16 protein-coding genes are annotated in these 23,614 nt (G+C 69.5%); 8 read left to right on the top strand and 8 right to left on the bottom strand.

From position 1 onward, the window contains the following. The first annotated feature begins 37 nt into the window (after positions 1-37). Complete coding sequence (gene nudC / locus H507_RS15875; RefSeq protein ID WP_051139735.1) at positions 38-934, top strand: NAD(+) diphosphatase; 897 nt, start codon at positions 38-40, stop codon at positions 932-934. Here the strand turns inward: nudC and recD are convergent. From recD to H507_RS0109235, 3 genes are read right to left on the bottom strand one after another with little or no spacing between them, the layout of a single operon-like run. Then, positions 885-2,780, bottom strand: coding sequence for an exodeoxyribonuclease V subunit alpha (gene recD / locus H507_RS0109245; protein ID WP_026378036.1), 1,896 nt, complete (start codon positions 2,778-2,780; stop codon positions 885-887). The genes nudC and recD overlap by 50 nt on opposite strands. 50 nt (positions 2,781-2,830) lie before the next feature. Continuing rightward, entirely contained in the window at positions 2,831-6,274 is a 3,444-nt protein-coding gene (locus H507_RS17340; RefSeq protein WP_022910434.1) for a UvrD-helicase domain-containing protein, read from the bottom strand. Further along, positions 6,271-9,465, bottom strand: coding sequence for an exodeoxyribonuclease V subunit gamma (locus H507_RS0109235; protein WP_026378035.1), 3,195 nt, complete (start codon positions 9,463-9,465; stop codon positions 6,271-6,273). The genes H507_RS17340 and H507_RS0109235 overlap by 4 nt, the downstream gene beginning before the upstream one ends. A gap of 153 nt (positions 9,466-9,618) precedes the next feature. Between H507_RS0109235 and H507_RS0109230 the strand changes: the two genes are divergently transcribed. From H507_RS0109230 to H507_RS0109215, 4 genes are all read left to right on the top strand, one after another. Then, positions 9,619-11,769, top strand: coding sequence for an ATP-dependent DNA helicase UvrD2 (locus H507_RS0109230; RefSeq protein WP_040438055.1), 2,151 nt, complete (start codon positions 9,619-9,621; stop codon positions 11,767-11,769). 236 nt (positions 11,770-12,005) lie between these two features. Further along, positions 12,006-12,197, top strand: coding sequence for a hypothetical protein (locus tag H507_RS0109225; RefSeq protein ID WP_022910431.1), 192 nt, complete (start codon positions 12,006-12,008; stop codon positions 12,195-12,197). A gap of 102 nt (positions 12,198-12,299) precedes the next feature. After that, positions 12,300-12,590, top strand: a complete 291-nt coding sequence (locus tag H507_RS0109220) for a WhiB family transcriptional regulator (RefSeq protein WP_022910430.1) — start codon at positions 12,300-12,302, stop codon at positions 12,588-12,590. Positions 12,591-12,709: 119 nt separating this feature from the next. Further along, positions 12,710-13,201 (top strand): arsenate reductase/protein-tyrosine-phosphatase family protein, encoded by a 492-nt coding sequence (locus H507_RS0109215; RefSeq protein WP_022910429.1) that lies wholly within the window; start codon positions 12,710-12,712, stop codon positions 13,199-13,201. Here H507_RS0109215 and H507_RS0109210 read toward each other — a convergent pair. The 3 genes from H507_RS0109210 to H507_RS15860 form a co-directional block, all read right to left on the bottom strand. After that, on the bottom strand, positions 13,188-14,156 hold the full coding sequence (locus H507_RS0109210; protein WP_022910428.1) for a hypothetical protein: 969 nt from the start codon (positions 14,154-14,156) through the stop codon (positions 13,188-13,190). The genes H507_RS0109215 and H507_RS0109210 overlap by 14 nt on opposite strands. 167 nt (positions 14,157-14,323) lie before the next feature. Then, complete coding sequence (locus H507_RS17970) at positions 14,324-14,485, bottom strand: DUF5679 domain-containing protein (RefSeq protein WP_022910427.1); 162 nt, start codon at positions 14,483-14,485, stop codon at positions 14,324-14,326. Between the two features lie 299 nt (positions 14,486-14,784). Then, entirely contained in the window at positions 14,785-16,251 is a 1,467-nt protein-coding gene (locus H507_RS15860; RefSeq protein ID WP_022910426.1) for a zinc-dependent metalloprotease, read from the bottom strand. A gap of 125 nt (positions 16,252-16,376) precedes the next feature. Between H507_RS15860 and H507_RS0109195 the strand changes: the two genes are divergently transcribed. Genes H507_RS0109195 through H507_RS0109185 form a run of 3 tightly spaced genes read left to right on the top strand, consistent with a single transcriptional unit; the run spans position 16,377 to position 20,853 of the window. After that, positions 16,377-17,501: a YlbL family protein gene (locus H507_RS0109195; RefSeq protein ID WP_084707730.1), complete on the top strand. Its 1,125-nt coding sequence runs from the start codon at positions 16,377-16,379 to the stop codon at positions 17,499-17,501. Next, positions 17,498-18,007, top strand: a complete 510-nt coding sequence (locus tag H507_RS0109190; RefSeq protein WP_022910424.1) for a PPA1309 family protein — start codon at positions 17,498-17,500, stop codon at positions 18,005-18,007. Before H507_RS0109195 ends, H507_RS0109190 begins: the two co-directional genes overlap by 4 nt. Then, positions 18,004-20,853 carry a UPF0182 family membrane protein gene (locus H507_RS0109185; protein WP_022910423.1) on the top strand — a complete coding sequence of 950 codons (2,850 nt, stop codon included), beginning with the start codon at positions 18,004-18,006 and terminating at the stop codon, positions 20,851-20,853. The genes H507_RS0109190 and H507_RS0109185 overlap by 4 nt, the downstream gene beginning before the upstream one ends. 39 nt (positions 20,854-20,892) lie before the next feature. On the opposite strand, the gene H507_RS0109180 is transcribed toward H507_RS0109185, so the two are convergent. Continuing rightward, entirely contained in the window at positions 20,893-22,272 is a 1,380-nt protein-coding gene (locus H507_RS0109180; RefSeq protein WP_022910422.1) for a M16 family metallopeptidase, read from the bottom strand. Beyond that, positions 22,269-23,579, bottom strand: a complete 1,311-nt coding sequence (locus tag H507_RS15855) for a M16 family metallopeptidase (protein WP_022910421.1) — start codon at positions 23,577-23,579, stop codon at positions 22,269-22,271. Before H507_RS15855 ends, H507_RS0109180 begins: the two co-directional genes overlap by 4 nt. Positions 23,580-23,614 lie beyond the last annotated feature (35 nt).

Below are 23,614 nucleotides of genomic sequence, written 5' to 3'. Positions count from 1 at the left end.
CGCCGGGGGGTCCGGATCGGGCGGATAGGGTCGGGGCGTGGCCAGCATCCCTCGTAGCACCCGCGTCCTGCTCGACCGGCAAGCAGACTTGCGCTCCGACCATGGAGCCCTGGTGGGCCTGTGGCAGAGGGAGACCTCGCGACTGGTGGGGATCGACGCCTCGGGGGCCCTTCGCGGGGGCTTCGAGCGTCGACCCACGGGCGAGTTCGACCCCCAACGACACGTCTTCCTCGGGGTGGGTGGAGGTCGTGAGTGGTTCGCAGTCGAGGTCGGGGTGGACGCCGACACCTCCTCCATCCACACCCTGAGGGAGGGCACGCTCCACGACCTCGAAGAGGAGGTGGTTGCCACAGCCGCCGCCCTGCTGGGCTGGCACCGGCGCGAGCCTCGCTGCGAGAAGTGTTCGGGGACGACGTCGGTGGCCGAGGGCGGATTCGTCCGGTTGTGCAACGACTGTGGGGCGCAGGTCTTCCCCCGCACCGACCCAGCCATGATCGTGGTGCTGCTCGACCCCGCCGACCGACTCCTGCTCGCCCACGCGGTGGGGTGGCCCGAGCGTCGAATGTCGCTGTTGGCCGGCTTCGTCGAAGCGGGCGAGTCCCTGGAGGCGGCGGTGGTGCGTGAGGTCGATGAGGAGGCGAGGCTGCGGGTGACCCACGTCGGCTACCTGGCCAGTCAGCCCTGGCCGTTCCCGCGGTCATTGATGCTGGGCTGCGTCGCCCGGGTGGAGCCCGGGGAACCGCGCGTGGACGGGGTCGAGCTCGATCAGGCCACCTGGTTCAGCCGGGCCTCCATGGACGAAGCTGTCGCCTCCGGGGACCTGGTGTTGTCACCGATGGGATCCATCGCACGCAGGATGATCGAGGCGTGGCGCGCAGGGTCGGTCAGTGCTGCGGACGCGGCTGTTGCGGTGGTTCGAGACGCAGGCCGCTGACCCGTTCGGTGTTGCGCAGGACGGCCGCGCGGACGGCGTCGGCTGTCCCGACCAGACGCACCCGATGGATCGCCCTGGTGACTGCCGTGTAGAGCAGTTCCCGGGTCAGCAGGGGCGAGGTCTCCGGCGGCAGCACCATGGTCACGGAGCCGAACTGTGACCCCTGCGACTTGTGCACCGTCAGCGCGTGCATCGTCTCCAGTCCGTCGACGAGTGAGGGTGCGATCAGACGAGCGCCCTCGGGGGTGGGCAGCGCGAGCAGGGTGGCGGGATGCCGTGCGGTCGCGGACCCACCGGACGCCGACGGACCACGGATCGCCCCTGGGGTCGACTGGGGCGCGACGATCACTCCTGCGTCACCGTTGAACACCCCGATGTCGCGGGAGTTGGCGGTCACCAGGATCGGCCGGCCCGGATACCACTCCCCGGCCACGCCGTAGCCCTCGATGCGATGGCGCAGCAGGTGCTGCACCTGTCTGGACCACCCGCCCACGCCGTGTCGTCCCTCGCGGTGGGCGAGAAGGATGCGATGGGCGTCGAGGGCGGCGAGCGCGGACGTCGCGTCCCCCGCCAGGGCCGCGGCATGCATCGCCTCGCCCTGGCTCACGAGTTCGTCGACCAGCCCGGGCACATCGGTGAGGTCTGGTCCGTCGGCACCGACCCAGGTGATCGACTCGTCCGAGCACCGCAACAGCCTCACGACCTCGTCGGCATCGCCCGCTTTGATGGCTTGGGCCAGGGTGTGGATGTCTCCGGGGTTGCGCCAGTTGCGCTGGAGTTCCACCACCGCCGACTCCTTCGAGGTCGCGGCGGTCGTCAACCCGCTCACGGCGACGTCGGCGAGCACCCGTCCGGCGTCCACGCTGCTGAGCTGGTGGGGGTCACCCACGACCACCAGCCGCGCTGTCGGACGCAGGGCCGAGAGCAGGGCCGAGAACATGGCCGTGTCGACCATGCTGGCCTCGTCGAGCACCACGACGTCGTGCGGAAGGGGATTGCCCGGCCCTCGGGTGAAGCCATTGCCCAGCCCGCGTGCCCCCAGCAGGGAGTGCAGCGTCTGGCCGGACGGGATGTCGGGCAAGGGCAGGGCAATCCCGGCCGCTTCGGATCTGACTGACTGCTCGAGCCGGGCGGCGGCCTTGCCACTGGGGGCGGCCAGCGCCACGGTGAGGTGCCGCTCGGTCTGGCTGGTCAGGACCGCCAGCAGCCGGGCCACCGTCGTGGTCTTGCCCGTGCCGGGGCCGCCGGCGATCACCGAGGTCCATGACCTCGCCGCCACGCTGGCGGCGAGCCGCTGCAGGTCGACCTCGCCGGGCTGGAGACGGTCACGGGCGAAGAGCGCGTCGAGGGCCCTTTCGAGTTCTTCCTCGTCGATGCGAGGGGGTTCTGCCGACTGACGCATCGTCAGGGCATGGCCGATCTCGCGCTCGTGGGTCCACCACCGGTTCAGGTAGAACAGCGTGCCCGCCAGCCAGTACGGACGGCGGGGGTCGTCGTGCCCCGGCTCGGCGCGACCCACCGACTCCGATCCGGCGATGGAGACGGCCCATGAGGCTGGCTCGGGCCACGGCAGGGCCTGTACCGCGGCCAGTCGATCCGCCGACGTGGTGTCGTCGCTCTGCCCGTCGCCATCGGCCACCTCAGCCAGCACGCGGTCGCGGATGGTCGACAGGTCAACGCAGACCGAGCCCTGGCGCAGTTGGCGGACAGCCAGCGCTGCGGCCAGTTGCACCTCCGGTTCGTTGATGGCGCACAGGCGGCAGATCACCTGAGCGAGTTGCACGTCGGGAACCTGCAGCACTCCGGCCTGGTTGAACAGTGCCAGGACACCGGTGGCGCTGATCACGGTCCGAGGGTCGTGGGGGACCTCAGCGGAACTGAGCCTGGCTGCCGTGTTCACATCGACTCCTCGGAGCGTGCAGTGAGGAGTGCGTCAGCGGCCAGGACGAGAGCCGCCGAGGGCCGCCACGCGAACACCCCGTACGGGGACGATGGTGTGCTGGCGGCGTCGGGACCGGCCATACCGCGGACGAAGAGGTAGCCCACGCCCCCCAGATGGATGGTGGGGTCGTAGCCGGGTTGCCGCCATCTCAGGAACCGGTGCAGGGCCACGCAGTAGAGCAGCGCCTGCAGCGGGTAGTGGGCCGCCACCATGGCGTCGGTCATGGCCTCGGTCGTGTAGTCCTCCACGCGCAGGTCGCGGCCCGCAGGCAACCAGATGCGGTTGGTCTTGTAGTCGACGACGAGGTGGCGTGATTGGCCACCCTCGCCCGGGATCCGTAGCACCGCGTCGATGGAGCCGGTCAACCAACCGCTGAGTCGTTCCTCGGCGGCCGGACTCTCGGCCAGCGCCCGACCGTATTCGGCCAGCGGGTCGTCGGCCGGAACCAACGCACGGTCGTCGAACAGCCCCGCCAGGTCGGCGAGGGTGGCAGCACGTTCGGAGTGGGCGGCCATCGGCAACTCGAAGTCGAGTTCGGTGAGTCGGTCACGCAGGGGGATGTCGACGAGGGCTCGCCCGGCGGCCAACTGCCCCAGAGGAGTCCGCACGACGAGCCCGAGGCCGGCCGACAGCTCCGCCAGCCCCACGTCGGGGACCGGGTGCTGGGCATGGGTCTGCGCCACCACCCGCGCCAGCTCGGACGGCAGGTCGTCGCTCGTCCAGTCCAGTTGCTCGAGGGCGAGGTGCACCAAGCCTCCGAACTCGGTTCCGCCGGGCAATCCGGTCAGGGGCTGCGGGAACCGGGTGGCGGGGACTTCCGAGGGCGGCTCGGCGTCCGGCCGGGCTGACGGTTCGGGGTCGGACAGGTCGGACACGGCCGGGTCGAGCAGTTCGTCGCTGCCGGCGCCCTCGTCGGTGGCCGGTTCGTCCTCGGTGGGGAGATCGCCGACCGGAATGCCGTGCGCGTGACGGGTGAGCCCGGTGTAGGAGGTGCGTCGCCACTCCTGGTCGAGTTGGCGCGTCCATGAGCGGGCCCGCTCGGGCAACACCGACAATGCCGTGCCCACGGGTGGCAACGGGGGCGGGGCCGACTCGCCCACCAGTTGCACGTCGATCAGGGGGGACCACAGCTCGTGGATCTGCTCGGCACGCTGCCGATCGGCGGTCACGTAGGGGGCAGGGACGCCGGGGGCGTCCGGCTGGTGCAGCAGCCGGTTGATCGCCGATTCACCGGTGCTCGGGTCGGCGCTCCACCAGATGCGCAACAGGTACTGGGGCCGGGTGGCGGCGACGTAGGCCAACCGCAGGAGTTCGTCGCGGTCATCGGCATCGATGCGCTCACGCTGCGCGGGCGTGGGCGCGGCCGCGATCACGGGTTCTCCCGTCTCGTGCAGCACCTGGGGGTGGCTGCGCTCCGGCTTGCGGCGAGCGGCTGTGGTCAGGTCGGGCAGGAACACCACCGGCAGGCTCAGACCCTTGGCCCGGTGAATGGTCATGATCTGCACCGCACCGCCATCTGCCTCGAGTCGCCGCGTCTGCTCGTCGGCCACCGCACGGTCATGCATCCGCTCGTCGAGCCACCGGGCGAGGTGAACCGCCAGGTTGGCCCGCGGCTGCGATGCCCCGATCACCGACGCCTGGGCGTGCAGGAGTTCGGCCAGGTGGCGCAGGTCTGTGAGCCGCCGTTCGCCACCGCGCCTGGACAGGAGGCGAGCCGGGACACCACGTCGGGTCGACAGTTCCTCGAACATCGCTGCGACCGAACCGTGCTCGAGACTTCGTGCGGCGCGACGCAGGTCGAGGCCGATGTCGGCCAGCTCGGCGTCGCTGACGCGGGCCAGGTCGGGGGCCTCCAGTCCGAAGAAGTCCGTCAGCGCCGCCCTGCGCAGAGTGGCCGAACCCGGTCGGACGAGAGCCTGCAGCAGCGCGGCCCAGTCCGTCGCAGCAGGCGAGGTGAACACGGAGTCGGCACCTGCGAAGACCACGGGAACACCGGCCGAGGCGAGGTGTTCCCTCACCTGCTCGGCCCGCCGGTTGGCGCGCACGACGATGGCGACGTCCTGGGGACGGATGCGTCGTCCGGGCTGGTCGGCGGGCAGGTCGGGTTCCCGGACTTCTGCATTCGCCAACACCGACTTCACCTGCTCGGTGAGATCACGCAGCACGATGGGCCAGTGCTGACCGTCCCGATCGAACTCGGTGCCCTGGTCGGGCACCACCAGCCGCAGTTGCAGTGCCGGGACCGGCCCACCGTCGATGCCCCGCACGACCGACGAACTGCCGCCCGTGGCAGGGGGGCAGGTGATCTCGCGACCCAGGTCTCGTCCGCGGAACAACCGGTCGACCTGTGACACGAGCTCACTGGTGCTGCGCCGATTGGTGCGCAGGGTGAACTGCTGGTCGGACGCGGCGCGGGCCGTCAGGTAGGCGTAGACGTCAGCCTGTCGGAAGGCGTAGATCGCCTGTTTGGGGTCGCCGATCAGGAACACCTGGCTGTGGTGGTGGAAGGCTGCCCGCACGATCTGCCACTGCAGGGAGTCGGTGTCCTGGTACTCGTCGATCATCACCAGCCGGAATCGACGGCTCAGCGCGTTGCGGGCAGCGGCCGCCGTCGGTGGTAGCTGGTCACGATCGGCGGCATCCACCTCAGCCTGCAGGGCGCGATGGAGCCTGACCACCATGTCGTCGAAGTCATAGCTGCGCGACTGCCACTTGCGTTGCTCGATGCCTTCCCGAAGATCGGTGCCGAGGGCGACCTTCTCCAGGGTCGACGCTCCCGAGGGGGTGTCGAACCTGGCCTCACCCGACCGGACGAGGTCCACGAGTCGCCTGGCGTAGCTGAACCACGGCACGTTGGTGGTCTCGGCGGCGTGGTAGCGACGGGTGTAGGTCTCGTGCAGCACGTCCTCGAGCAGGTCGGCCGGATTCTCGACGAACTGGGCCGTGGCATCGAAGTCGGCGAGCACCCCCAGTTCGGCCAGCATGGCGTGGCAGAACTGGTGAGTGGTCGCGATCGTCGCCTGGTCGAAATCCTGTCGTGCCCGCTGGAGTCGTTCGAGGCGCAGACGGAGCACCTCCGGTGGGCCGGCGAGCAACAGGTCACGCACACCATCGTGGAGCACTCCCGCCGTGGCGGGCCGCCTGCCGTCCAGTCTGGCCTCGAGCCCGTCAACCGTCTGCACCAGCCGGTCATGCAGCCCGGTGCGCAGTTCGCTCGCAGCCCTCCTGCCGAAGGTGACGAGCATCACCTGCGGCATCTCGTACCAGCCCTCAGCCAGGGCGCGGGTGGTCAGTGCGGCGATGGTGGTCGTCTTTCCCGTGCCCGCGCTTGCCTCGATGAGGGTGGTGGACATCATCGGCGCCATGGACAGGGGGTCGAAGTCTCTGACCTCGCTCATGGCAGCACCATGGCCTTCCGGATCGGTGCGAAGAGGTGATCGCCGAACTCGGCCACGGTGAACTCCAGGTCGGCGTGCACGGGGGCCTGCAACAGCGACGTCTGTGTCGGGGGCAGGAATCCGCTCCAGTCGTCGTCGCGTTGCAGAGTCCGGAACTCGCGAGCGATCTGCTTGTCGAGCTGGGCGCGTTCCTCCGATGGCATGGCCGCCGACCGCTGGCCGACCAGGTGGAGCAGCCTGACCGGTGACACCAGGATCGAACCCAGCCCGAGCGACCGCCACTCGAGGAGGTCGACCAGCAGGTCGCGACAACGTGCTGGACTCGGGGCCTGCAACACCATGGTGCGACTGTCGAGGTGCAGGCTGCGGGCGCGAAGGGGGGAGTCGAGTGCGACCGAGACGGCCAACAGCGTCAGCCATGACTCGAGCAGGGCGGCGCCGTTGAGTCGGGCGTACGAGACGGAGAACACCGTGTCGTGCCGCATCCTTGCCACTCCGCTGAGTTGCCAGCGCCCCAGGCTCAATGACAGTGGTTGGTCGAGCGGCTCGCCGGGCACCTCTGAGGCTGCCGCGGCGAGGTCTGCCGCCGTCTTCATCACCTGCTGCAGGGAGGCTCGTCCCAGCTGCCCCGGCGGTACGTCGCCACCCAGGGCGGCCGCCGTGCGCACCTGCTCGGGGGTCGCCCCCGCCAGCAATTGCTCCAAGGCCTGCTGTCCCACGCCGAACTCCGACAGTCCCCACAACTCAAGGGGCACCTGCCGGCTGGACTGCCGCCCGTCGCGGTTGAGGCTGGTACCGATGGCGTGCCGGAGCATCGCCCGGGCGGGGTTGCGCCAGAAGCCGGTCAGATCGGCCAGGGCCACCGCCCCGGGTGCCACGTCGGGGAAGCGCCACTGCAGGGGTGTGGGCTCCGCGGGTGCGGGTAGTTGCTGGGCTTGCGCCAAGGCCTGCGCGGCGGCGAGGGCCTCACCATCGAAGCTGAACGGATGCTCGTCGGTCCGCGGGTCGGAGACGAAGTTGACCGGGCTGTGGGGTTGCAGCGACATCGAGCGGGCCTTGAAGCCGGGGCAGACACGTTGCAGGGCCGCCGTCAGCTGGGCCACCGCCACGGGCGGTTCGACAGGTGCCCCGGTGCGCGGGTCGGATCCTTGGTGCACGACCAGGAAGCGCTGCCTGGCTGCGAGCAACGTCGTCAGCAGCGCTCCCTGCGACTGCACCCGGGGGTCGTGCTCGGCATCGAGCTGGCTGGCCAGCAGGTCGTCCCCCCAGCGCCTGGCGTGTTGCGGGAAGACCCGCTCGTCAAGTCCCAGCACGGCAACCACCCGATGCGGGATCCCGCGCAGTTCGTCCCACCCGACCGCGTGCACCGCACCATTGCCGAACGCCGGCCTGGAGGGCCAGTCGGCGGCGAGGGTGCGCATCACCTGATGGACGTCATGCTGGTCGAGCGGGGCGGAAGAGGCAGCGGCGGAGGCCCAACGGCGAACGGCAGCGACGGTCGCGGTGATCGCTCCCTGCTGGTCCCACGGGAGGTCGACGAACAGTTCGACAGCCCGCTGGATCCGCTCGGCCCACACTGGTGCGGTGGCAGCCTGCCGGAACTCCTGGTCGAGCCAACGCACGCGCGAGACCAGTTCGGCCAGCTGACCCACCAGCCGCAGGTCACCCGCCTCGACGTGGGAGATCGGCAGCGCGGTGCCGACCCAGGTGAGGGGCCTCTCCGCGAAGGTCGCACCCGCAACCATGCGCTCGATGGCATTCACCCACGTCCCCTGGGGAACCCCGGGCATCCCCAACTCCGCCCGCGTCCGGGAGTCGAGCCCCCACCGCAGTCGGGCACGTTCCACCAGCGCGCGAATGCGTTCGTGGTCGTCGTGGGAGAAGCCGAACCTGCGCGAGACGGGAGGAAGGGACACCAAGGTGTTCAGGTCTTCGGCGCCGGCCCGTCCGATCACCAACGAGAAGAGTTGGTCCACCACTTCGTGCACGGGGCCGCCCGTGCCGGAGCGCTGGGGCACCTGCACCCTCAGCTGGTGGCCGGGGTGCACGAAGCCGTCACTCTCCCTGGACCCGAAGGAGGCCTGCAGCAACGGTGCGTAGGTGGGCAGATCGGGGCAGACGATCACCACATCACGGGGCTCGAGGGTGGGGTCGTCCTCGAACAGTCCGCACAGGGCGTCCCGCAGCACCTCCACCTGCCGGTCGGGCCCGTGGCTGCGCAGCACCTGCACCGAGGTGTCGGGAGGACCCGTGCGGGAGTCCCCGGTGAGGATGGCCTCGCCCAGTCGCCCGAGCACGGTCGTCGGTGCCCGGTCGACATCGTGGGCGGGGACCACAGCGGCGCCCACCTCGACCCAGCCGGCGACGGCGACCTGCTGGGCCTGCTGCAGCGGGTCGAGAACGGGGTGCTGGCCCTCGGATCGGGTCACGAGCTGGAGGCAGCGCAGGGGAGTGGCCCTGGCCAGGGCCACGGTCACTTCTCGTTCGTCGTGCCGCAGGGGTGAGAGGGCCGCGACACAGATGCGTTCCCAGTCGAGAGTGACCCGGGTCAGCCCCTCCAGCAGGGACTGGTGCTGGGCGCGGGGATGGTGCTCGCCGATGCGCTGGGCGCAGCGTCGCATCAGTTCGAACTGCCAGCGTTCGTGGTCGGCCAGCGGCTCGCCCGTCACCGTGACCGGGTTCCCGACGCTCCATTCCTCGATCATCGCTGGTGCCAACCGGGAGTACCGGTGCACCAGACGCGCCCACCGATGGGCGGTCGCCCACAGGCGTCCGGGGCGCTGCTGCACTGGTGAGGGGCCGGGGCGCAGGTGTGCGCGCAGGGCGTCTGCCCAGCCGGGAGGGGTCGGGTCGTCGAGCACCTCGCACAGCACCTCACAGGCCGCCAGGGCCAGAGCGGGGACCGACCACGGGTCGCCGTCCTCGGTCAGGCCGAGCCGGTCGCGGAGATGGTGTCGGACCTGGTCCATCGACCAGAAGTCGACGCCCGCCGTGATGCCGAAGGTCAGTGCCACCTGCTGGGAGAGCCAGCGTGCCTGGCCCGGACTCGAGACGATGACGAGTTGACGTGCGAAGGGGTCCCGCAGGGGACCACCGACCCATGAGGCGACCTCGGACGCCACCGTCTCGCCCCGCGTGCACAACTGCACCTCGAATCCGGGGGACGGGTCTGTGGCGTGCGGCACTGTCATGATGCACCTGACCCTAGAGGCAGGCTGCGACATTTCCGTGGCCGGCCAGGTGACTGGGACGGGAGTGCGATCGAGGGCCCGATCGGGGGAGGACGACCAGGGGGTGATCCAACCGGGTCGAACTTGTCGTTGGCCGTGGCTACAGTCGCTCGGGTGAACCCGACCATCGCCACCGTGCTCGACGCACTCGATCCGGAGCAGCGACAGGTGGCTGAGGTGCTCGACCGCCCGATGGTGGTGATCGCTGGTGCCGGGACGGGCAAGACCAGGGCCATCACCCACCGCATCGCCCACGCCTCGCTCATCGGCGCCAAGGACCCTCGGCGCACCCTGGCGGTCACGTTCACCACGCGGGCCGCGGGCGAGATGCGCTCCCGGCTCGACCAGCTGGGTGTCAGCGGGGTGCAGGCCCGCACCTTCCACTCGGCTGCCCTGCGTCAACTGCAGCACTTCTGGCCACGTGCCCACCGGCGCGAGTTGCCACCTGTGACGGCCAACACGTTCTCGCTGGTGGCCGAGGCTGCGGGTCGCCACCGGCTGCGCACCGACACCGGCCTGCTGCGCGACCTGACCGGCGAGATCAGCTGGGCGAAGGTCACCAACGTCGCCCCGGGGGAGTATCCGCGGCTGGCCCGCGCAGCCCACCGATCCGTCTCCGGGCTCGACGAGACCACGGTGGCCCGAGTCCTGACCAGCTATGAGCAGGTGAAATCGGAGCGTGACCTGATCGACTTCGACGACATCCTGCTGCTGACCGTCGCACTGCTCGGCGAACACCCCGAGATCGCAGACGAGGTGAGGGGCCGTTACCGCCACGTGCTGGTCGACGAGTTCCAGGACGTCTCCCCGCTGCAGCGCAACGTGCTGGCCGCGTGGCTGGGCGATTCGGACGACCTGTGTGTGGTGGGCGACCCGCATCAATCCATCCACGCCTTCGCAGGGGCCCGGCCTGCCTATCTGACCGATTTCACGCGCACCCATCCCGATGCTGCCGTGGTCAGGCTGGTCCGTGACTACCGCTCGACACCGCAGGTGGTCGGGTTGGCCAACGCCGTGCTCCGCACGGGCTTGGACAAGGCCGTCCCCCGCACGGGGCTGGACGGTTCCGTGCTCCGCACGGGGCTGGATGGGGCCGTGCTCCGCACGGGCGACCCGCTGGTCAGCGGTGTCCCGACCCTGGTGGCCCAGCAACCCGACGGACCGCCACCCGAGGTGGTCGGTTCGGCGACGGAGGCCGACGAGGCCCACGACGTGGCTCGGTGGCTCCGCTCGCGCCACAGCGACGGAGTGCCGTGGGACGAGATGGCCGTCCTGTTCAGGATCCGCGCGCAGTCCCCGGCGATCGAGGCGGCGCTGGACGATGCCCGGATCCCCTACGTGGTGCGGGGGACTGAACGCTTCTACGAACGTGCCGAGATCCGTCAGGCGCTCGGTCAGGTGATGGCGCAGGCAGCACAGGGGCCTGACCAGCCCGGGCTGAGTGCCCTCAGTGGCATCCTGGCCGGCTTCGGTTGGCGCGAGACGGCACCGGAGGGTGCTGGCTCCGCACGCGAACGGTGGGAGTCGTTGACTGCGCTGCTCGACCTCGCCCGTGACTTCGACGACGAGTACGACGGCGTGACCTTGGGCGTGCTGGCCGAGGAACTCCAGAAGCGGGCCGACCTGCAGCATGCGCCCACCGCCAAGGGCGTCACCTTGGCCACCATCCACTCGGCCAAGGGTCTCGAGTGGGACGCCGTCGCGGTCACGGGCGTGCACGAGGGGAGCCTGCCTTTCGTCCTGGCGACGACGGACGAGCAGCTGGCCGAGGAGCAGCGCCTGCTCTACGTGGCCGTGACCCGGGCCCGCTTCCACCTGCGGGTCAGCTGGTCGCGCAGTTCGACGCAGGGACGCGGCAGCCGCAACCCGTCGAGGTTCCTCGGCTCGCTGGCGCCCCGGGTGAGTGCGCCCGAACGGGTGCGGGAAGCCGGACGCAAGCAGCGCGGGACGGCCCAGAGCGAGGTGTGCAGGGTCTGCGGCGAAGGGCTGCGGACGGGCTCGGACCGCAAACTGGGGCGTCACGTCGATTGCGCCAATGATGTCGACGAGATGTTGTTCGAGGCGCTGAGAACGTGGCGCAAGCAGGTGGCCGACGAAACCTCGATGCCGGCCTTCGTCATCTTCACCGATGCCACCCTGATCGCTCTGGCTGAGCGGCGCCCCACGGATGGGGACGACCTGCTGAAGGTGCCGGGAGTGGGTCGTGCCAAGGCCGACAAGTTCGGCGAGCAGGTGCTGTCGATCATCGCGGCTGCCACCAGCTGAGCCGGCTGCGTTCCTGGCGGAGCGGGACGTGGCAGATCCGGGGGCGCGCTGGCAGACGGAGGCGACGGCCCACCCTCCGGAACTTCTGCGGGAAATGTGTCACTGCTTGCCATAAATGGGTTGCCAGCCAGAGGACCGTGCAGGGTAGTCTTCTCGGCAGGTCATGGGGTCCCATGTCCGTACGGCAAACAAGCTGCACCGCACGGTGGAGCGAGCACTGAGAGGAGGGCAACAAGATGTCGAACATCACAGGCGAGTCGAACCAGACCGTGGTGACCCGGAACGTGGTCGTTCTGCGTCCCGCTGCGCGCGTTGCCCTCACCACCACTGCGTCTCGCTTCGGCAAGCCCTTCGGCGCCCTCTATGGCGCCTGGATCACTGCCAACCCCACCCCGGCGGATCGCCGCTTGAGCGGAGACACCTGCTGACAGGTCTCTCTCCAGTCAAGGCTCAGGCCGTGAACCCGCCCCGGGATTCACGGCCTTCGTGTTTTCCGGACTCCGCCACTCCATCCCGGAAGAAACCACCTCATGAGCCTCGACATCCTGCTACCCGACCTGGCAGCCGATGACTTCGACCTTCCCTGCCATCGTGTCGACCCCGAACTGTTCTTCTCCGACGTACCCACCACTGTCGAGGAGGCCAAGGCCATCTGTGGGCCCTGCCCGCTTCGGGCCGAATGCCTCACGGGCGCCATCGAACGGCGTGAACCGCACGGTGTCTGGGGTGGCGAACTGTTCGACAACGGGGTCGTCATACCCCGCAAGCGTCCCCGTGGACGTCCTCGCAAGCACCCCCTCCCCGGCGAGGTGGCTGCCTGATGGGCACTGATCCCGCGGGCATCGACCCGACCAGAGAACCTGGCCTTCCCATGGGAGGTCAGGTTCTTTGCTTGTGCGGGCGATCGGCGCGCCTGGTCCCATGGGGGAGAATCGTCGCCATGGCTGAACTCCTGTTCGTGTGTTGGGGCAACATCTGTCGCAGTCCCATGGGGGAGGTGATCGCGCGGAACTGGGCCCGGCAGCAGCGCATCGATGTCGACGTCGCCAGCGCCGGGGTCAGCCGCGAGGAGGAGGGTCGTCCCATGGATCGACGTGCCCGAGAGGCGTTGGTCGAGCACGGTTTCGACGTCGGGGGCACCCGTCCGGCCCGCCTCGTCAGCCAGGACATCTTCTCCGCGGCCCGACTGGTGGTTGCCGCCGAGGCCTCACACGCCAGGCGGCTGGAGCCGTTGTCGAAGGCTTCGCCTGACGTCTCGGTGAGATTGGTCAGCGATTTCATCCCCGGCGCGGTGCCCGGCTCAGCCCTGGACGACCCCTGGTACGGCGACCTGGACGACTTCCGGGACACCAGGGCCGCCCTGATCGACGCCATGCCAGGTGTCTTCGCCGAACTCGACGCCCTGAGGGCGGCAGGGATCAGTCGACGCTGACCGAGCCGGTCACCGGTAGGGCGGTCTGGCAGGGGCAGTCCGGATGGGCCAGCCATTGACGGCACCACGGGCCGGCGGTCGACGACGCAGACCACACCGTCGCGGTGTCGACCCCATCCCCGGGCGGTGGGAGAGCCTGTGGTGACCGAGGAGCGCCAGCCGAGGTGACAGAGCCGACCAGGAGGGATGCCTGCCGCGCGGCCCAGCCCACCATCGCCTCGTCAGTGGACGCTCGCGTACGGGAGAGGGTGGCCACCGTCGTCGGCCACCGTGGGTCCCCGGCGGCCTTCACGATGTCGTCGCAGCACAGGCAGGGGCCTCGTCCGGGAACGACCATCGGTCCCACGTGGGCGGCGGCTCGGTGCTGGGTGACGATCAGATGGGTGAGCCCGCTGCGCTGGAGGTGATCGGTCACGGCACGGTCGGGAAGCACGGTGGGGGTGACCACCACGGCCACGTCCACGCCCTCGGCGGTGAGGTCGGCCCAGTGGCCTCCCACCACGAGGGCGCGTGGGGAGTCGACCCGCGAACGCAGCCACTGGTGCAGGGCACCGGCGCCCGTGGAGTCCCGGCTCCTGGGGTAGAGCCCTCGGTCCGGCGCGGACACGTCCACCAACACCAGGGTCGTCCCTGCTTGACGGCACGTGGCCAGACAGAACTCCTGGGCGAGTCGACCCGAACCGATGACCGCGACCGTGCGCGGCCGGGGCTGGGTGTGGAGCGCGCCTGCGGACGCCAGTGCCCCGCACAGGTCCAGCCATTCGTCACGCCTGTGGGCTGGGAGGGTTGCTGCCAGTGCCACGGCACCATCGGTGCCCGTGCAGCGTCGCAAGGTGCTGACCAGGGTCGCATCAAGGTCCCCGAGGTGCCAGATGCGCCCGACGTCATCGATCAGCCTCCAGCCGCCGTCGTGGACGAGGTCGCCGGTCAGCAGGACTGGGGGGTCAGCGGTCATCCCCTCATCCCACCCGGCGATGAGTCGCCGGGGAGCCGGTGTGGGGTTCCGGACAACACCGGGACACCACCGGGACGACGCCGAAACATCGCGCCACCTGCGACCTGCCCCGGAAACCAGAACGGACGACCCCCACCGGGGGTCGTCCGTCGCGGTGAATGGAGTTCTCAGGCCTTGCCGAGGATGCGGTTCAGGTTGGTGCCGCACTCGGGGCACTTGGCCTTGGCCATGCGGGTGCCCTTGTCGTTGACGACGACATTGCCCTCGGCGGTGCGCTTGGCCTTGCACTTCACGCAGTAGAACTCGCCGTTGTAGGTCTCGTCTGCCACTTTTCCTCCTTGTGTATGGGTTGACCCACTCGTGCCTCTCACAGAGTCCCGAGCGGGCAGCTACCGGATCACTGTAGCCAAGCCGGTGGCACTTGCCGGCGAACACGCGCTCGACGTGGCCCGTTTCCGGGCGAAGAGAAACCCCCGGAACCGGCTCGCTTGCCTTCCCCTGCACGCGATCGGCCCTCCGGGGGCTTCACGAAAAAGGTAGTGGGCACGTGGATCAGGCGTCAAGCGCCGCATCCGTCGCGAGGCTGACCCGACCAGGGCCGTGACCCGCGGGTCAGCCTTCGGCGTGATCAGCCTTCGGGCTTGTCCGACTCCTCGGCGAGCAGCTGCGCCAAGGCGCGGTCCATCTCGTCGCCCTCCGCCGGGGTCTCCGCCTCGGGGGTGGCGAAGCCCATCGGGTCGTCAAGGGCTGCCGCTGTCGGCAGGAGGTCGGGATGGCTCCAGAGGCGATCCCGTTCGTGCTGCCCACGCAGTTCGGTGACGGCCGCCCACAGGTTCGCCGCGTCACGCATCCGACGCGGACGCAGCTCCAGTCCCACCAACGACGCGAAGACCTCCTCGGCCGGACCGCCCGCACCCCGCCGCCTGCGCCACGACTCGGCGAGCGCCGCATGGTTGGGCATGTAGCGACCGGCAGCCTTCGCGACCAGTTCGTCGACCCATCCCTCGGTCAGCGCCAGCAGGGTCTCCAGCCGACCGAGCACCTCGACCTGCTCGGGGGTCCGACTGGGTTCGAAAAGCTTGCCCTGCAGCTGCTGGGAGAGCTCCTGCATGCGTTGCGGGGTCATCTGCTCCATCTCGTCGAAGTCGAACACGCTCTCGACAGCGGCTTGGTCAATCCGCGTCTCACGGGCGTAGTGCTCCACATAGGCCAACAGCTGGGGGCCCAGCCAACCGACGTGGGCGAACAGTCGCTGGCGTGCCGACTCGCGCAGGGTCAGGTAGAGACGCACGTCGTCCAGGGGCAGTTCGAGTTCCCCGAACTGGTCCTGGACATTCTTCGGCAGGATGGTCACCCGCGGCTCAGCCAGCAGCTGGAAGCCGATCTCGGCGCCGGATACGACCTTTCCCGAAAGGCTGGCGAGAGCTTGGGCGAACTGCAGCTGGTACATGCCGGCCGCCATGTGCTTCATCATGGGCGCCAGCATCTGGGTGAGGCCGGCCATCGGGTCATCGGCGGGAAGTTCGGCCTGCTGCTGGGTGAGCAGACCCATCATCGCGTCGGCCAGCGAACCGATGATCGGGTCAACGATCGGTTTCCACGACGCGACAGTCGACTCGATCCACTCCGCCCGGCTCCACGCCTGAGGGGTGCTCGCCACCTGGGGGAACTCGCACACCTCGTCCAGCCACAGATCGGCGAGCCGGACCGCGGACTGGACGGCGGACTGGTCGTGCAGGGTCGGGGTGGGATCCGGACCCGCTTGGGCGGATAGTTGCCGGGTGAGCTGGCGCACCTGCGTCCAGTTCAGGGATCCACCCTCTGGCTGCTCACCCGCGCCGGTGGAACCGGGCATGCCGGCCAGTCCGGGAAAGCCCCCGAACCCGGGGAACGGCCCACCAGCCAGCAGGCCACCTGGGAACTCGCCCCCCTGGGCACCACCCAGCATCTGCTGCAGCCGGGCAGCCAACTCGTTGAAGTCGACCTGGCCACCGGCACCGGTCAGACCCAGTTGTTCGAACAGGGCCTCGAAGGGGTCCTTGGGCTGGTCGTCCCCGCCCGGGGTGGGCGAACCTGGGGTGGTCGGCGGTGTCAAGGGATCCTCCTGGCTGCTGCAGACCTTGCGGTCCGTGTCTGCTCCATTGAACCGCAGCGCGTCCCTCGACCCAAGGCCCCTGCGTCGCTGCTGGCCCGGTTCGGGGGCACGGTAGGGTTCAGGCCATGACGGTCGGGCGCGGGACACCTCATCGGGTGGTTCGTGCCCTGGGACGGCGCCGTCGTGCCGCGCACGATCCCTGGTCGTCGAACAGCATCACGGCACTGGTGGCGGCCGTCGCCTTCGTCGGGCTGGGGCTGGTCATCTTCCTCGCGCCGATCCCCTTCGTGGCGTGGGCCCCGGGCGGCACCCTCGACGTCGCCGGCAAGGACCAGTCGGGCAAACCGCTGATCCAGGTGGGGGGAGTACCCAGCCAACCCGAGAACGGTCGGCTCTTCATGACGACGGTATCGGTCACCACCGTCGACGGCCACCTCGGACTGGCAGAGGCCCTGGCCGACCACTGGCTGCCGCGCCATGACGTGCTTCCCCGTGAGGTCATCTACCCGCCCACCAAGTCCGACCAGCAGGTGAAGGCCGACGAGGTGGCCATGATGGACACCTCGCAGCGCGATGCCGTCGTCGCGGCTCTGAGGGCCGCGGGCCAACCGGTGCTGGAGTTGCCGCAGGTCCAGGGGGTGAGCGTGTCAGGGCCCTCCAACCAGAAGCTCCAACCGGGTGACCTGATCCTCAAGATCGACTCGGTGGCCGTCCAGACCAATGAGGACGTGCGCAGCCGCATCCGTCGCCACAAGGTGGGGGAGCAGGTGGTCTTCACCGTCGAACGCGCCGGCAAGCAGCTCACGGTCACCATCACCACTGCGGCCTCGGCGAAGGACGCCACCGTGCCGATCGTCGGGATCACCACGGCCACCGGCTACAAGTACGGCGCCACGGTGCAGTTCTCGCTCGATCCACGCATCGTGGGGCCCAGCGCCGGGCTGGTGTTCGCACTGGCCATCTACGACCGGATCGACCCCTCCGACATGCTCGCGGGTCGCAGTGTCGCCGGCACCGGCTCGATCGGACCGGACGGCAACGTCGGGGCGATCGGGGGCATCCAGGAGAAGATCGCCGGGGCCGAACGGGCCAAGGCGACGATCTTCCTGGTGCCGGCCGACAACTGCAAGGACCTCGCCGGTCTCGAGACCGATCTCCGACTGGTCAAGGTGGCCACCCTGCGCGACGCCATCTCGGCGCTGGCGCAGTTGCAGCAGGATCCATCCGGCAAGGAGGTGCCTCGCTGTTGAGCGAGCAGACCAACACCCTGATCGCGGCACTGGCCGAGATCGAACGACATGTCAGCCGCGCGGGTTGGGACCAGCCGGCACGGCTGTTCGCACTCGTGCGCACCGATGTGCTCATCCAGCAGGAACCCAGCCTCGCCGCACACCTGACGGCAGGATCACCCGACTCCCTGTCGAGCATCGAGCAGGAGGACTTCGTCCTGGGTGACAGCCTGTTCGCCACCCTGTCGCGCATCCAGTGGCCGGCGACCGTCGCCGGGTGTGCCCTGGCCCTCGAACGGTCGTTCCTCCCGCCGGCGCTCGACTCCCAGATCCCCAGCGATCCGGCGGCCGCCGAGGAGTTCGTCCACCACCATCCGCAGCGCCAGGACGCACGCGTCGTGGTCGGCGCCCTGCGTGACGGCACGCAGCACGGTCTGGGACGACTGCTGAGCCATCCCGACGAACTGCTGGGCGGGGATGACTTCGTGCCCGGTCTGGCCACGGCACTATTGGGGACACTGAGATGACGACCGCAAGCATCCGCCACCCGGCCAAGACGGAGCACCGCTCCCGGTTGGGGTGGGTGGTGCTGGCCGTGGGTGTGTTGGTGATCGGCTGGCTGGTCGCGAGCCGGATCACCACGTCGGCGATGTGGTACTCGTCGGTGGGGGTGAGGTCGGTCTACGTGACCCGGCTGGTGACCTCGCTGCTCCTCTTCCTGGTCTTTGCGCTGGTGATGGGGGTCTCGGTTGCCCTGACCGTCATGGTCGCCCACCGCATGCGTCCCAAGGTGCGCACCCCAGCCGCCTCGCCCGTGCTGGCCCGCTACCGCGAACTCATCGAACAGCGGTGGTGGACGACGAGTCTGCTGCCCGCGGGCGTGCTCGGACTGCTCGCCGGGCTCGCCGCCGCCGACCAGACCGACAGATACCTGGCGTGGCGCAACGCGACGGACTTCGGCACCCGCGATCCCTACTCGGGGCTGGATGCCTCCTTCTTCGTGTTCGCCCTGCCGTGGTGGATGTTCGTCGTCGGGTTCGTGATCGCGGTGCTGGTGGCCTGCCTGGTGGTGGCGGGCGTGACCCACCTCGCCAACGGGGCGCTGCGGGCGATGGCTCCCCGGCTCGGGGGCCGCCCGGGCACGCGCCAGGCCTCGTCGCCGTTCGACTCACCCGCCCAGGCGCACCTGTCACTGCTGATGGCTGCCCTGCTGGTCGCCTACGGGGGACTGCAGTTGCTCGAGCGATTCACCTACCAGGTGAGCCCCAACTACCTGTTCACCGGTGTCGGCTACGCCGACGCCCATGCCCGCATCACAGGCAAGCTGGTGATGGCGGTGGTGTCTTTCCTGTGCGCCGCCGGGCTCGTCGTCAATGCCAAGTTGCGGCGGTGGCCCCTGGTCGGCTCGACCCTGGTGGTGATGCTGGTCACCTCGATCGTGGTGCAGGGGATCTATCCAGCGGCCCTTCAGCGACTGAGTGTTCGTCCGAGCTACCAGTCCAAGGAGTACGACTACGTGGCGGCCAACATCAAGGCCACCCGTGACGCGTACGGCATCGCGGGCACCGAGATCACCGACTACCCCGCCGTCACCACGGCCACAGCCGGCCAACTGAGGCAGGACGCGGAGGCACTTCCGTCCATCCGACTGATGGATCCGGCCGTCATCTCGGCCGCGTTCGAGCAACAGCAGCAGGTGCGCGGCTACTACTCCTTCCCCTCCGAACTCGATGTCGACCGCTACACCCTCGACGGTCAGACCACCGACGCGGTGGTCGCCGCCCGTGAGGTCGACGTGGACAAGTTGGCCGACAAGTCGTGGAACAACCTGCACACCGTCTACACCCATGGCTACGGCCTGGTCGCCGCCTACGGCAACCAGCGGGAGTTGAACGGTGAGCCGGTCTGGCTCGAGGGTGACCTGCCCTCCCGCGGCAAGTTGGGGGTCGAGCAGCCGCGCATCTACTTCGGCGAGGAGTCCAGCCAGTACGTGGTGGTGGGCGCACCCTCGGGCACGGCTCCCGTGGAGCTCGACCTGCCCACCAGCGGTGACCTCGGCAAGGACCAGAAGGTGACCTACTCCGGCGCCGGAGGGGTGTCGCTGCGCAACTGGCTGGTGCGGCTGATGTTCGCCACGACGAACGTCGACGCCAACCTGCTGTTGTCGAACCAGGTCAACGCCGACTCGAAGATCCTCTTCGACCGCGAGCCACGGGTGCGCGTGCAGAAGGTGGCGCCGTGGTTGACCGTCGACCAGGACCCGTACCCCACCGTGGTCAACGGACGAGTCGTCTGGGTCGTCGACGGCTACACCACCAGTGACTCCTACCCGAACTCCCAGCGGGTCGACCTACGGGCGGCCACGACTGATTCCCAGTCGATCGGCGTCGCCCAGAAGAACGTCAACTACCTGCGCAACTCCGTGAAGGCTGTCGTCGACGCCTACGACGGCACGGTCACGCTGTACGCCTGGGACGAGACCGACCCGATCCTGCAGACCGAGATGAAGGTCTACCCGGGGGTGGTGAAGCCCAAGTCGTCCATCCCCAGCGCGCTGCTCAGCCACCTGCGCTACCCGCAGGACCTGTTCAAGGTGCAGCGCCAAGTGCTGGGCAAGTACCACACCACCAATCCGCTGACGCTGATGCAGAACTCCGACCTGTGGCGCGTGCCGGCCGACCCCACGCAGAGCGGAGGCAAGCTGGAGCCCCCGTACTACCTGACCATCAAGTGGCCGGGCGACTCCTCACCGGTGTTCAGCCAGACCTCGGTCTTCGTCCCCGACAAGCGCGAGAACCTGCGCTCGTACATGGCCGTCAACGCCGACGCGACCAGCGCCGACTACGGCAAGATCCGGATCCTGCGGATGGACGACTCGCAACAGATCCCCGGCCCCTCCCAGACGATGAACGCCATCACCACCAACACGGTCGTGGCCGAGAAGCTGCGTCCCTTCCTGAACCAGGGCAGCGCGCAGGCCATCTTCGGCAACCTGCTCACGCTCCCCTTGGGGGGTGGCCTGCTCTACGTGCAGCCGATCTACACCCAGCGCCAGTCGAGCGCCAACGGGGGATACCCCGCCCTGCAGTTCGTGGTGGTGCGGTTCGGTGAGCACGTGGGCATCGGTGACACCCTGCAGGAGGCGCTCGACGCGGTCTTCGGTGGTGACGCCGGTGGACAGACCGAGGAGAAACCGACCAGCCCGACCACCAATCCCACGACCAATCCCACCGCCGCGAAGCTGCTGGCCGAGGCCCAGGCAGCCTTCACCGCTGCCGACTCCGCCCTCAAGCAGGGCAACCTGGCCGAGTACCAGAAGCAGTTGGCCATAGCGCGCACCAAGGTCGAGGAGGCCCTCAAGGTCGTCAAGTAGCTCGCGGGATGGCGTGGGCCTCGGCCCGGCTGCTGACGATCAGTCGTCGGCCCGGTGGGGGAGCACGGTGAACCCGCGGGCCTCCAGGGCGGGTCGCAGGGCCTCAGCGGGGCCGACCATGACGGTCTGCTGGCTCTGCGGTGTGACCACCCGACTGAAGACCGCGGTGGCCTCGTCGGGGTCGGTGGCCGACATGCGCGCGAAGTAGCGGTTGATCCAGTCGACGTCGAGCCCGTCGGTGGCGATGGCCGCCGCCTGCCCGACGATCGCGGAGGCGGTCTCGTAACGCAGCGGTGCGATGGTGACGAGTTGGGCCCGGGCATCGTCCACCTCGCGATCGGTGAGCGGGCGGGACCCGAGGTCGAGCAGCGGGATGGTCTCGGCCAGGGCATCGGCGGCGACCTCGGTGCGCACACTGGTGCTGACCTGCCAGCGCGAACTGCTGGACGAGGGTCGGTGGCTGAAGCCGATGCCGTAGGTGTAGCCCAGGTCTTCCCGCAGCCGCTCGTTCAGTCGGCTGAGAAAGCTGCCACCCACGGCGACTCCGGCCAATTGCAGGGCGGGCAGGTCGCGGTCGCGCCGTGACAGCCCCACCCCACCGATGCGGAGGTCCACCTGCACGGCCTCGGGACGATCCACGAGGTGCACCACTCCCGCGCCCGCTGCGGGCAGGGCAGTGGGTACCTCGGCGGTGGTGACGGCCGGTGTGGTCGGGCGAACCCAGTCGCCGAGCGCCTCGGTGACCAGCCCGATCAGGTCGGGATGGTCGCCGGCGATCACGACCCGGGCGACGTCCGGACGCCAGGTGCTGGCGTGGAACGCGGCCAGGTCGTCGCGGGTGATGCGGTGCAGGGTCTCGGCGGTGCCCCCGCTCGGACGGCCCCGTCGCTGTTCGCGGCCCCACATCAGTTGGCGGGTCGACCGGTTCGCGGTGGCGGGCCCGGAGGCTCGCTCCTGCTCGATCTCGGCCAGGCGCAGGGAGACGTGACGGGAGAGGTCAGCCGGGTTGTGCTCCGGGGTGGTGAGGATCTCGCGGAAGAGGTCGAGGGCCGTCTGGATGCGGGTGGTCGGTGCGTCCAGGCTGCAGCCCGTGAAGTGGTGGTTGATGGCGCCGTCGTAGGCGGCGCCCGCCGACTCCAGGGCTTCGGCCAACCGGGGGCCGGGGTGGTCGTGGCTGCCCTCGTCCGAGGTGCGCAGGGCCATGGTGGCGATGCCCTCCAGCTGCCTGGGCTCGACCGAGAGGTCGATGTCGAGGGTGAGGTCGAGGGCGATGACGTGCTGGCCGGGCAGGTTGTAGGCCCAGATCTCGAGGCCGTTCGCCAACCGGGCGATCTCGGGAATGGGGAACAGCCAAGGGTTCGCCGCGATCACCGACGGCCGCAGGTGGCGGGGGGTGGTGGGCTCGGTGATCGGGGTCATCGACGGGCTTCCTTCTCCGAAGCGGGCAGGGGGTTCGACGCGGTCAGGTAGTCGAGGGTGAAGACGTCCTCGGGGGCGAGGTGCGTGCCCAGCGCGCGGCTGACGTCGTCGGCGGTGACCGCCGACAGGTCGGCCAGGTGGCGGTTGATGGCCGTCGGGTCACCCGTGGTGGACGTCCACTGGTTGATCTCGTCGGCGCGAGCCTCCACGGTCGCGAGTTCTTCGAGCCACTCGCGCTCGGTCTGGGCATCGGCCCGATCGAGTTCCTCGTCGGTGGGCCCTTCGGTGGCGAGTGCCACGATCTCGGCCAGGAGCAGGTCGCGCACCTGTGCTGGTGACGACTCGGGACGGACGCGGGCGCTGACCAGGGCAAGGTTGGTGCCCGCCACCAGTCCGAGGGTGGAGGCGCTCACCCCCTCGGCGACCTCGAGTTCACGGACGAGTCGCTGGTGCAGCCGGGCCGACTGCCCACCCGAGAGCAGGCCGAGTGCCACGTCGAGGGCGAGGTCGTCGCCGGAGTGCTGGGGCGGAACGGGCCAGACGAGGTGGACGGTGTCTCGGGGGACGTCACGGTGGACGACATGCCTGGCCCCCCGCAGGTCGACCTGGGGAAGGCCCATGGTGGCCCGGGTCGGGCGCTGTCGCGCGGGGATGGCACCGAAGTGGTGCTGGGCGCGGGTCAGGGCCTCGTCCGCGGTGATCTGGCCGGCCAGGACCAGCACCGCGTTCGACGGGCAGTACCAATGGTCGTAGAAAGCCTGCACGTCGGCCAGGTCGGCGGAGTCGAGGTCGGCCATCGAGCCGATCGGGGTGTGCCCGTAGGGATGGTCGGCGCCGAAGGCCAGGGAGGTCAGCAACTCGAACGTGTCCCCGTAGGGCTGGTTGTCGTAGCGCTGGCGCTTCTCCTCCTTGACGACCTCGCGCTGGGTGTCGAGGTTGGTCTGGTCGACCTTGAGGGCCTCCATCCGCTGCGCCTCCAGCCACAGGGCCAGGTCGAGGGCCCCCGGGGTGACGGTCTCGAAGTAGTTGGTGCGGTCGAAACTGGTGGTTGCGTTGGCGCCGCCACCCGTGGCCTGGATCGCAGCCAGGTGCTCGCCCACACCCACACCGGTCCAGGTGCCCTGGAACATCAGGTGTTCGAAGAGGTGGGCGAAGCCCGTCCTCTGCGCGACCTCATCGCGTGAACCCACCTGGTACCAGAGGTTGACCGCCACCCCCGGGCTGGAAGGGTCGGGGTTGACCACCACGCGCAGCCCGTTGTCGAGGGTGTGGTCGATCAGGTCGTAGTGCAGTCCGGACGAGGCCATGGGGTTCAGCTTGGCACAGGTGGGCCAAGGGTGCC

Origin of the sequence: Aestuariimicrobium kwangyangense DSM 21549 (assembly GCF_000421525.1) — a bacterium.
GTDB classification, from domain to species: domain Bacteria; phylum Actinomycetota; class Actinomycetes; order Propionibacteriales; family Propionibacteriaceae; genus Aestuariimicrobium; species Aestuariimicrobium kwangyangense.
This window is presented reverse-complemented; position numbering and strand designations above follow the sequence as displayed.